Genomic DNA, 9,572 nt, shown 5'->3' with positions numbered 1-9,572 from the left:
CGCTGGATCTCAACATCGAGCACGGCCGCATCGAGGAGCCGTACAAGCCGATGCTGCGCGTCGCGACGCCGGTCGACGATGCCGAGGGCGTGCGCCGCGGCCTGCTGATCATCAACGTGCTGGCGCAGCCGATCCTCGATGCCGCCGAGGGCAGCCTCGGCAGCAGCGGCAATCCGGTGACGCTGCTGAATGCCGACGGCTACAGCCTGCGCAGCCCCGAGCCGGAACAGGACTTCGGCTTCATGTTCGGGCGCAGCGAGCGCTTCGCGACCCGCCACGCCGGCATCTGGGCGCAGATGGCGAATGCACCGGCCGGGCAGGTCGAGGATGCGGAAGGCCTGTGGACCTGGCGGCGGATCAGTCTCGCCAGCACGGCGGGCAAGATGCTGAGCGGCACGGCCCCGGAGTTCATCGCGCTGACGCAGGTTCCGGCGGCACGGCTGGCGCAGCAGCGTCACGAGGTCTGGCTGGCGGTCGGCAGCATCACCGCCGCGCTGCTGCTGGTGCATTCGCTGCTGTCGCTCGCACTCGCCTTTGCACTGGCCGGGCGGGCGCGCGCCGAAACCGGCGCGGCGCTGGCGCGCGAGCAGGCGCTCGCCGCCGTGCGCCTGCATGCGGCGCAGACGCGCTACCGCTCGGTGGTCGAGGGCAACATCAACGGCCTGCTGGTGGTCGGGCCGGACGGGCGCATCGATCTGGTCAATCCGGCGCTGGCGCGCATGTTCGGCTACACGGTCGAGGATCTGCGCGGGCGCAGCATCGACGAACTGCTGCCGGCGGCCATGCGGACACGCCACGTCGCGGAGCGCGAGCACTACATGCAGGTGCCGAGCGGGCGCACGATGGGCAGCGGCCGCGACCTGTACGCGCAGCGGCGCGACGGCAGCGTGTTCCCGGTCGAGGTCAGTCTGAGCCCGTTCTTCGAGGACGGCGTGACCTGGGTGCAGGCCATCGTCAGCGACATCACCGAGCGCAAGCACTCCGAGGCACTGGTGCGCAAGATGCGCGACCGGCTGCAGCTGGCCACCGATGCCGCCGGCATCGGTGTCTGGGAGTGGGATGTCGTCAGCAACACGCTGCTGTGGGACGACTGGATGTTCCGGCTGTACCACCTGCCGGAGCACGAGCGCATCGCCGTGCTGCCCTACCAGATCTGGCACGACCGCTGTCATCCCGGGGACCTCGAAAGGCTGGAGGCCCTGCTCGCGGCAGCGGTGGCCGGAACCGACAGCTTCGACACCGAGTTCCGCATCGTGCTGCCCTCGGGCGAGCTGCGCTGGATTCGCGCGGCCTCGGTCGTCGAGCGCGATGCCGCAGGCCGGGCGCTGCGCCTGGTCGGCGTCAATCAGGACGTCACCGCCCAGCGCGTGCTCGAAACCCGGCTGCTCGATGCGCGCGATGCCGCCGAGGCGGCGAGCCGGGCCAAGTCCGACTTCCTCGCCAACATGAGCCACGAGATCCGCACGCCGATGAACGCGATCCTCGGCCTCTGCCAGCTGCTGCTCGACGGCGAGCTGAACCGCCGCGAGCGCGACTACCTCGGCAAGATCTACACCTCCTCAAGGGCGCTGCTCGGCATCCTCAACGACATCCTCGACTATTCGAAGATCGAGGCCGGGGCGCTGACGCTGGAAGTCACCGACTTCAACCTCGACGAGCTGCTCGACACCGCTGCCGACCTGTTCTCGGTGCGCACCGACGAGAAGGGCGTCGAGCTGGTGTTCGACGTGGCACCGACCGTACCCGAGCTGCTGTACGGCGATCCGCTGCGCCTCGGCCAGGTCATCAACAACCTGATCGGCAACGCCGTGAAGTTCACCGAGCGCGGCATCATCCACGTGCGGGTCGACATCGCCAGCCAGGGCGACAACCACCTGGAGCTGCGCATCGCCGTGCGCGACACCGGCATCGGCATGAGCGGCGAGCAGTGCACGAAGCTGTTCGAAGCCTTCTCGCAGGCCGACAGCTCGACCTCGCGCAAGTACGGCGGCACCGGCCTCGGACTGGCGATCTGCCGGCGGCTGGTGGCGCTGATGGGCGGCGACATCCGCGTCGACAGCACGCCGGGCGAGGGCAGCACCTTCACGTTCACGGTGCGCCTCGGCTACGGCCGGCACGCCCTGCGCCACCGCGACCCGTCCAGCCTGCGCGGCACGCGGGCGCTGGTGGTCGATGATCAGGAAACCTCGCGGCTGGTGCTGGAGCGCATCCTCGAATCCTGGGCCTTCGAGGTGACGCTGGCCGCCAGCGCCGCCGAAGGTCTGGCCGCGCTCGATGCCGCGGCCGCTGCCGGCCGGCCGTTCGGGCTGCTGCTGGTCGACTGGCAGATGCCGGAGTTCGACGGCGTGGCGATGGCGCGCGAGGTGCGCAGGCACATGGCCAGCGGCATGCTGGCTCCGGCCCCGATCGTGGTCATGGTCACCGCCTACGGCCGCGAGCACGTGCTCGGCGCCGTCGGCGACGGCGTGCTCGATGCCGTGCTCGACAAGCCGGTGATCCCCTCGCACCTGTTCGATACCGTCATCGGCCTGCAGCACGGCAGCACGTCGGCAAGGCAGCGCCGCGTGCCTTCCGGCCGGGCGCTGCAGCAGATGACGCGCACGATCCGCGGCGCCCGCGTGCTGCTGGTCGAGGACTTCCCGACCAACCGGCTGGTGGCGCAGGAGTTTCTGTCGCGCATGGGGCTGATTGCCGATGTCGCCGAAAACGGCCGCGAAGCCGTCGACAAGGTCGCGACCCGGACCTACGACGTGGTGCTGATGGACCTGCACATGCCCGGCATGGACGGCCTCGAAGCCACGCGCCGCATCCGCGCCACCGAGCGCGGGCGCACGCTGCCGATCCTCGCGATGACCGCCGCGGCGCTGGCGCAGGATCGCGAGGCGACGCGCGCCGCCGGCATGAACGGCCACATCGCCAAGCCGATCGATGCCGAGGAACTGGCCACGGCGCTGCTCGGCTGCATCGCCCCGCGCACCACGGCCGAAGCCGGGCCGCCGCCGCCCCAGACCGCAACGCCGCCGTTTGCGATCGACGGCCTGGACCTGACGGCGGCCGTCACGCTGAGCGATCACGACTGGGGCTTCCTGCGCCGCGTGCTGCAGCGCTTCCAGCGGGATTTCAGCGACGCGCCGCAGCGCCTGCAGGCGGCGCTGGCCGCAGGCCGGCACGACGAGGCCGAGCGGCTGGTGCACAGCATCGCCGGGCTGGCGCCGGGCGTCGGCAGTCCGGCGCTGGGCCGCCAGGGCCGGAGCCTGGAAGCCGCCCTGCACGGCGGCGCGCCGATCGAACCGATGGCGTTTCTCGATGAGCTGCAGCAGGTGCTGACGGCACTGGCGCTGGGGCTGAAGGACGTGCCGGCCCCGGCCCCGGCCGCGGTGGCCGATCCCGCCCGGGTGGCGGGCCTTGCCACGCAGCTGCGCGGCCTGCTGCAGGAGTTCGCGATCGTGCCGCTGGAGCTGCAGCAGGCGCTCGATGCGGCGCTGGCCGGCTACACGACGCCGGCGCTGCGCACCGCGCTGCTGCGCCAGATCGACCAGCTCGACTACGACGCGGCCGAGGCCACGCTCGATGAAATCCTGCGTGCCGGCCGCTGCGACCTGCTGGCCGCCGATACGACCCCCTGATTCCGATTTCCGAACCGACGCGTACCCGAGATGAGCCCCATCACCCACCTCGCCCGACCGGCCTACGTGCTGGTCGTCGATGACACCCCGGCCAACATCACGCTGCTCGCCGAGGCGCTGAGCCCGCAGTACCGCGTGCGCTTCGCAACCAGCGGTCCGCGGGCGCTGGAGCTGATCGCCCGCAACGACGAGCTGCCGGACCTGATCCTGCTCGACGTGATGATGCCGGAGATGGACGGCTACGAAGTCTGCCGCCAGCTCAAGGAAGACGCGGCGACCCGCGACATTCCGGTGATCTTCGTCTCGGCGCGCAACGAGGTGTCGAGCCAGGAGCACGGCTTCAACGTCGGCGGCGTCGACTACATCACCAAGCCCTTCGACCTGCCGCTGGTGCGCGCGCGCGTGCGCACGCACGTCAACCTCAAGCGCCGCACCGACCTGCTGGAGCAGCTCGCCAACCTCGACGGCCTGACCGGCATCGCCAACCGCCGCCGCTTCGACGAGGTGCTCGACCTCGAATGGCGGCGCGCGACGCGCACCGAAAGCCCGCTGTCGGTGGTGCTGCTCGATGTCGATCACTTCAAGCTCTACAACGACCACTACGGCCACGGCCTCGGCGACGACTGCCTGCGCCAGGTGGCGGCGGCACTGGCCGAGGCGCTGCCGCGCGGCGGCGATCTGGCCGCGCGTTACGGCGGCGAGGAGTTCGCGGCGATCCTGCCGGCCTGCGATGTCGATGGCGCGGTCGCGGTCGCCGAGCGCATCCGCGCCGCGATCGAGCAGCGGCGCATCCCGCACGCCACCTCGAAGACGGCCGCGTTCGTGACCATCAGTGCCGGCTGCGCCGGCCTGCAGCCGCTGTTCGAGAATCGCCACATCGAACTGCTCGAAGCCGCCGACCGCGCGCTGTACGAGGCCAAGCGCGCCGGCCGCAATCAGGTCTGCAGCACCTGACGGGACCGGCGTCGCCCGCATCGCCGACGGCACGCGGGGCCGGACAACGGGCCGGAGGCATCCCGGATGCATCCGGCCCTGATTTTTTCCGGCGCTTTCCGGCGGCGTTGGGCCGGCAGGGCGGTGTCCGCAGCGACGACGGCGCAGCGGGCAGGCGGAAACCGTCCGCAGCGTTGCGGCAGCCGGCTGATCCGCAAGGGTTCCGGCCGCGGATTCCGGGCGGGCTGCGACGGTCTGGTGCGGGATTCATCACGCGTGATGAATTTTGCGTCATGTTGCATCCGTCTGCGGCGGCGGTCCGCATCCGGGGAGGCGTGACCCGTCCGCAGGGTCCGCAGGAAGTCTGTCCCTCACTCCCGGGAGCCCGCCATGCCCAAGAAACTGACCCTCGCCGTCGCCCTGAGCCTTGCCTGCGGCACGGCCGCCGCTGCGCCGATCGGCTACGTCCTCGGCAACAACGGCAGCACGCTGTACGCGTTCGACGTGAGCACACCCGGCTCCGTGCTGAGCGCGGTGACGCTGAGCGGTGCCGTGTCGATGCTCGATGACATCGACTTCCGGCCGCTGAACGGCACGCTGTACGGCTATGACGACGGCACGGACCAGTTCGTGACCATCGACACCACGACCGGCGTCACGACGCTCGCCAGCACGCCGGCAGCCTTCCCGACCGACACCCGCCAGGTCGGCCTCGACTTCAACCCGACCATCGACCGGGCGCGCATCGTCAGCGAGAACGAGGCCAACATCGTCTACAACCCGAACACCGGCGGCGAGACGCTGGCGACCAACCTGTTCTACGTGGCCGGGGATCCCAACAACGGCACGAATCCGACGGTCAGCGCCAACGCCTATACCAACAGCATGCTGGTCGGCACGCCGGGCTCGACGGTGCAGTACGTGTTCGATGCCGCGCTCGACATCCTCGCCACGCTCGGCAACAACGCCGGCACGCTGAGCACAATCGGCAGCCTCGGCGTCGATGCCGGTCAGGACATCGGCTTCGACATCCTCTTCAACGGCGGCACCGGCACGAACACCGCCTACGGCCTGCTGACGGTCGGCGGCATGGCCGGGCTGTATACGATCGACCTCGGCAGCGGTGCGGCAACGCTGGTCGGCAACTTCGACGGCGCCCTCGGCACGCTGAACGGCCTGGCGATCACGCCGGTGCCGGAGCCGGCTTCGGCGGCGCTGCTGGCGCTCGGCGCACTCGGGCTGGCCGGCGCACGCCGCCGCAGCCGCACGGCCGGCTGATATCAGTCACCACTGAACATCCGGTCTTTTCAGCCCCTCCCCCCTCGCGGGGGAGGGGTTGGGGAGAGGGGGATCAACAACGCATTCACGTGTGATCGGTATGACCCGCCATGCACGGCGGGGACCGGATCGTCGCCCGCCGTGCCGCCATCGCGCTCATGAAAAAGCCCACCCCCGTCCGGGGATGGGCCGCATGGGAAAGACGGGATCAGGGGGCCGGATCAGAAGGTCTTGACGACCTTCGTCGCGTGCGTGTGCTCCATCGCCCGTACCGCGCTGTCCTTCTGCGCCTCGTCGAGCGGATGCGCGACCACCGCCCAGTGGCCGTGGCGGGTCGCCGACATCACGGCGCTGATGACCACGTCGTGATCCGGGCGCAGCGACAGGAAGCCGCCGAACATCAGGCCGAGCATCAGGCCCATGACGCTGAACACCACCAGCGCGATCAGCGCGTTCGAGGTCACGGCATCGACGCCGAACAGCATCAGCGTCAGCGCGATCAGCGCCCCGAGACCGAGACCGATGGCGCCGAACACGACGTGCGTGCGGATCAGCGTCGCCGGGATGCGCCGCTGCTCGGGTTCGAGCTTGCGGCCGAAGGCGGCATCGTTGGGCTGCACGAGCATGACCTGCCCGTCGGACATGCCGGTTTCGCTGCGCACCGTGTTCGCGGCGGAGCGGGCTTCGTCGGCGGTATCGAACAGGCCGGCGACCTTGGACAGGGAGCGTTCACCAAAGATCAGGGACGAAAGAACCATCGCAACACCTCCACGGGGGGTATGGGGCGGAATCGGACGGCGTCCGGAGCGCACCGGCTCCGGGCCGGCTGATCCGTCTGCGCGCTGACGCAACCGGCTTGCGTGGCCGGGCATCTGCGCGCTGTGACCGCCGGGATCGCTGCCGCGTTCCGGAAGAGGCGCAGCCCGTGGCCTGCTCAGGAGGGAAGGACGCGGAAAACGGAACGGCCGCTCCCGGGCGGGGGCGGCCGTGGCGGGCGGGAAACCGGGCGGTTCAGCGACGGCGACGGCGTGTCGCGAGGCCGGCGATGGCCGAGGCGCCGAGCAGTGCCCAGCCGGCCGGTTCGTCGATGCGCAGCGCCGTCGCCGGCGGCGCGCTCAGGCCCGGCAGCGTGCCGGTGAACGAATACTGGTGCAGTTCGCCGCGCTGGGTCAGCGACGCGGCGATCAGCGTGCCGTCGAGGCTGATGCTGTTGCTGACCGAGGCCTGCGGCGCCAGCACGCTGCCGCCGAATTCGGCGTTGAAGGCGAGGCTGGTGGCGGCGCTGAAATTCCACAGCACCTTGTCGGCAACCGCGGTGGCGGCGCCGCCGAGGAAATTCTCGGCAATCGTCGCCGACGTGAGATCGACGTTGACGATGACGGTGCGCGCGCCATTGAGGTTGAAGGCGATTTCGCCGATGCCGTTGAAGAAGTTGCTGTCGGTGATGTCGAACACCGCGAGTCCGTCGGCATCCGGCGCGGCATTGAAGGTGGCGCGATTGCTGGCGACGCTGATCGAGCTGTTGGCGCTCAGCATCTGTAATTGCGCGGCCAGATCAAGCATGGTCTGGCTGAAATCCGGCACCGTGACGCTGGCGCCGGTCACCTTGCTGCCATTGACGGTGCCGGTGACGTTGCCGCCGATATACGCCGTGCCGCCATTCATGTTCATGTACTTGACGTTGCCGGCGACCGCGGCGCTGCCGCCGCTGTTGACGTTGACATAGCCATTGGCAACGACGTTGCCGCCGACCGTCAGCGCCGCGTAGCCCGAGGCCGGCAGCGTGCGCGTCGCGTAGGTCGAGCCGGTGCCGAGCAGGTTGCCGCCGACCAGCGTGCGGCCCTCGATCTCGGAGTTCGAGTTCAGGTTGCCGAAGATCACGGCATTGAACTGGCCCAGTACCTCGCCGGCGGTCAGCGGTGCGGCGACGGCCGCGTGCTGCACGAGGCCGGCCACGGCGATTGCAACGAGATTGCCAACGAAACGCTTGTCCATGTCACACCTGCCTGCAGGAAATCGATGCCGTGCACCGTCGTTCTGGTGCTTTGCGTCATTTCAGCGATCCGGCAGCAAATGCAATACCGGCGGGCGGTGACGGATCGTGACGTGCAACCATTCGTTGAATTCGCGTGCGAATTGCTGCGTGCCGGTTCGTGGCGTCTGGTGACGCCGAAACACGGGTTTGAGATTCGGCCGCCGGATGGTCTTTTCCGCTGCGCTCGATCTGCGGTAAAAGCCTTTCCGGATTCCTGCGGATTGCATCGGCTGCAATCTGCGAATGCAGGATGCGAATGTGAATTCGCCGCGGCAGGAATTGTTTCGGGCGCGGTGTGCCCGGCCGCGTCAGCGCCGTGGCCGGGCAGGGCGGCCAGCGTGGCGCCCGATGCCGGTACAATCGCCGGCATGGACGTGACCCCCATCCTCGAACACCTCAACGATGCGCAGCGCGCCGCGGTCACCGCGCCGCCCGGACCGCTGCGCGTGCTCGCCGGTGCCGGCTCCGGCAAGACCCGCGTGCTGGTGCAGCGCATCGCCTGGCTGCTGGCGGTCGAGAACGCCAGTCCGTGGGCCATCCTCGCCGTCACCTTCACCAACAAGGCCGCGGCCGAGATGCGCGCGCGCATCGAGCGCCAGCTCGAATTCCAGGCCTCCGGGCTCTGGATCGGCACCTTCCACGGCATCGCGCACCGCTGGCTGCGCCGGCACTGGCAGGAGGCCGGGCTTGCGCAGGGCTTCCAGATTCTCGATGCCGACGACCAGCTGCGCGTGCTCAGGCGCGTGCTGCGTGCGCTCGAAATCGACGAGAAGGTGCTCACGCCGCGCCAGGCCGCATGGTTCATCAACGCGCAGAAGGACGAGGGCCGCCGGCCGCAGCACCTCGACACCGAGGACGCCGACGCCGCGCGCCGCCAGCTGATCCGCATCTATGCCGCCTACGAGCAGCACTGCGCGCAGACCGGCGTCGTCGATTTCGGCGAGCTGCTGCTGCGCATGCACGAGACGCTGCGCGACAACGAGCCCCTGCTGCGCCAGTACCGCGAGCGCTTCCGGCACGTGCTGGTCGACGAGTTCCAGGACACCAACCGCATCCAGTACGCCTGGCTGCGGCTGCTGACCGGCGGCAGCGGCGACGTGTTCATCGTCGGCGACGATGACCAGTCGATCTACGGCTGGCGCGGCGCGCGCATCGAGAACCTCCAGCGCTTCGAGCAGGACTTCCCCGGCGCGCAGACCGTGCGCCTCGAACAGAACTACCGTTCGAGCGCGACGATCCTGAAGGCCGCCAACGCGCTGATCGCCCGCAACGCCGGGCGGCTCGGCAAGACGCTCTGGACCGACGGCGCCGACGGCGTGCCGATCGACTTCTACGCCGCCTACAACGACTACGACGAGGCGCGCTTCGTCGTCGAGCGCATCGAGCAGTGGGTCGGCGCCGGCGGCCGGCGCGCCGACAACGCCATCCTGTACCGCTCGAACGCGCAGTCGCGCCTGTTCGAGGAAGCCCTGCTCGCGCGTGGCATGCCGTATCGCGTCTACGGCGGCCAGCGTTTCTTCGAGCGCGCCGAGATCAAGGACGCGCTCGCCTACCTGCGCCTGCTCGTCAACCGTCACGACGACGCCTCGTTCGAGCGCGTCGTCAACGTGCCGCTGCGCGGCCTCGGCGAGCGCACGCTCGAAGAACTGCGCGCGCAGGCGCGCCTGGACGGCAGCTCGCTGTGGACGGCCGCCGTCGGT

6 protein-coding genes are annotated in these 9,572 nt (G+C 69.7%); 4 read left to right on the top strand and 2 right to left on the bottom strand.

All coding sequences use genetic code 11. The features are described from left to right. The 3 genes from PKE44_RS10425 to PKE44_RS10415 form a co-directional block, all read left to right on the top strand. Nucleotides 1–3,626: response regulator (locus PKE44_RS10425; protein ID WP_324550815.1), on the top strand; the 3,626-nt coding region annotated here is incomplete at its 5' end. Nucleotides 3,627–3,656: 30 nt separating this feature from the next. Further along, complete coding sequence (locus PKE44_RS10420) at nucleotides 3,657–4,580, top strand: diguanylate cyclase (RefSeq protein WP_324550813.1); 924 nt, start codon at nucleotides 3,657–3,659, stop codon at nucleotides 4,578–4,580. Nucleotides 4,581–4,949: 369 nt separating this feature from the next. Continuing rightward, a complete protein-coding gene (locus tag PKE44_RS10415; RefSeq protein ID WP_324550811.1) occupies nucleotides 4,950–5,837 on the top strand; it encodes a DUF4394 domain-containing protein in 888 nt (295 codons plus the stop codon). Nucleotides 5,838–6,058: 221 nt separating this feature from the next. Here the strand turns inward: PKE44_RS10415 and PKE44_RS10410 are convergent, their stop codons facing one another. After that, entirely contained in the window at nucleotides 6,059–6,595 is a 537-nt protein-coding gene (locus PKE44_RS10410; protein WP_324550809.1) for a riboflavin biosynthesis protein RibA, read from the bottom strand. Nucleotides 6,596–6,848: 253 nt separating this feature from the next. Continuing rightward, nucleotides 6,849–7,832, bottom strand: a complete 984-nt coding sequence (locus tag PKE44_RS10405; protein ID WP_324550807.1) for a choice-of-anchor A family protein — start codon at nucleotides 7,830–7,832, stop codon at nucleotides 6,849–6,851. Between the two features lie 408 nt (nucleotides 7,833–8,240). On the opposite strand from PKE44_RS10405, the gene PKE44_RS10400 reads away from it, so the two are divergent. Beyond that, nucleotides 8,241–9,572 (top strand): UvrD-helicase domain-containing protein (locus PKE44_RS10400; RefSeq protein WP_324550804.1); only part of this gene is annotated, 1,332 nt, incomplete at its 3' end.

The sequence above is a fragment of the Plasticicumulans sp. genome, assembly GCF_035331805.1.
In the GTDB taxonomy this organism is placed as follows: domain Bacteria; phylum Pseudomonadota; class Gammaproteobacteria; order Competibacterales; family Competibacteraceae; genus Plasticicumulans.
Note: the sequence above shows the minus strand (reverse complement) of the source record. Positions and strands in the feature narration are given on the sequence as shown.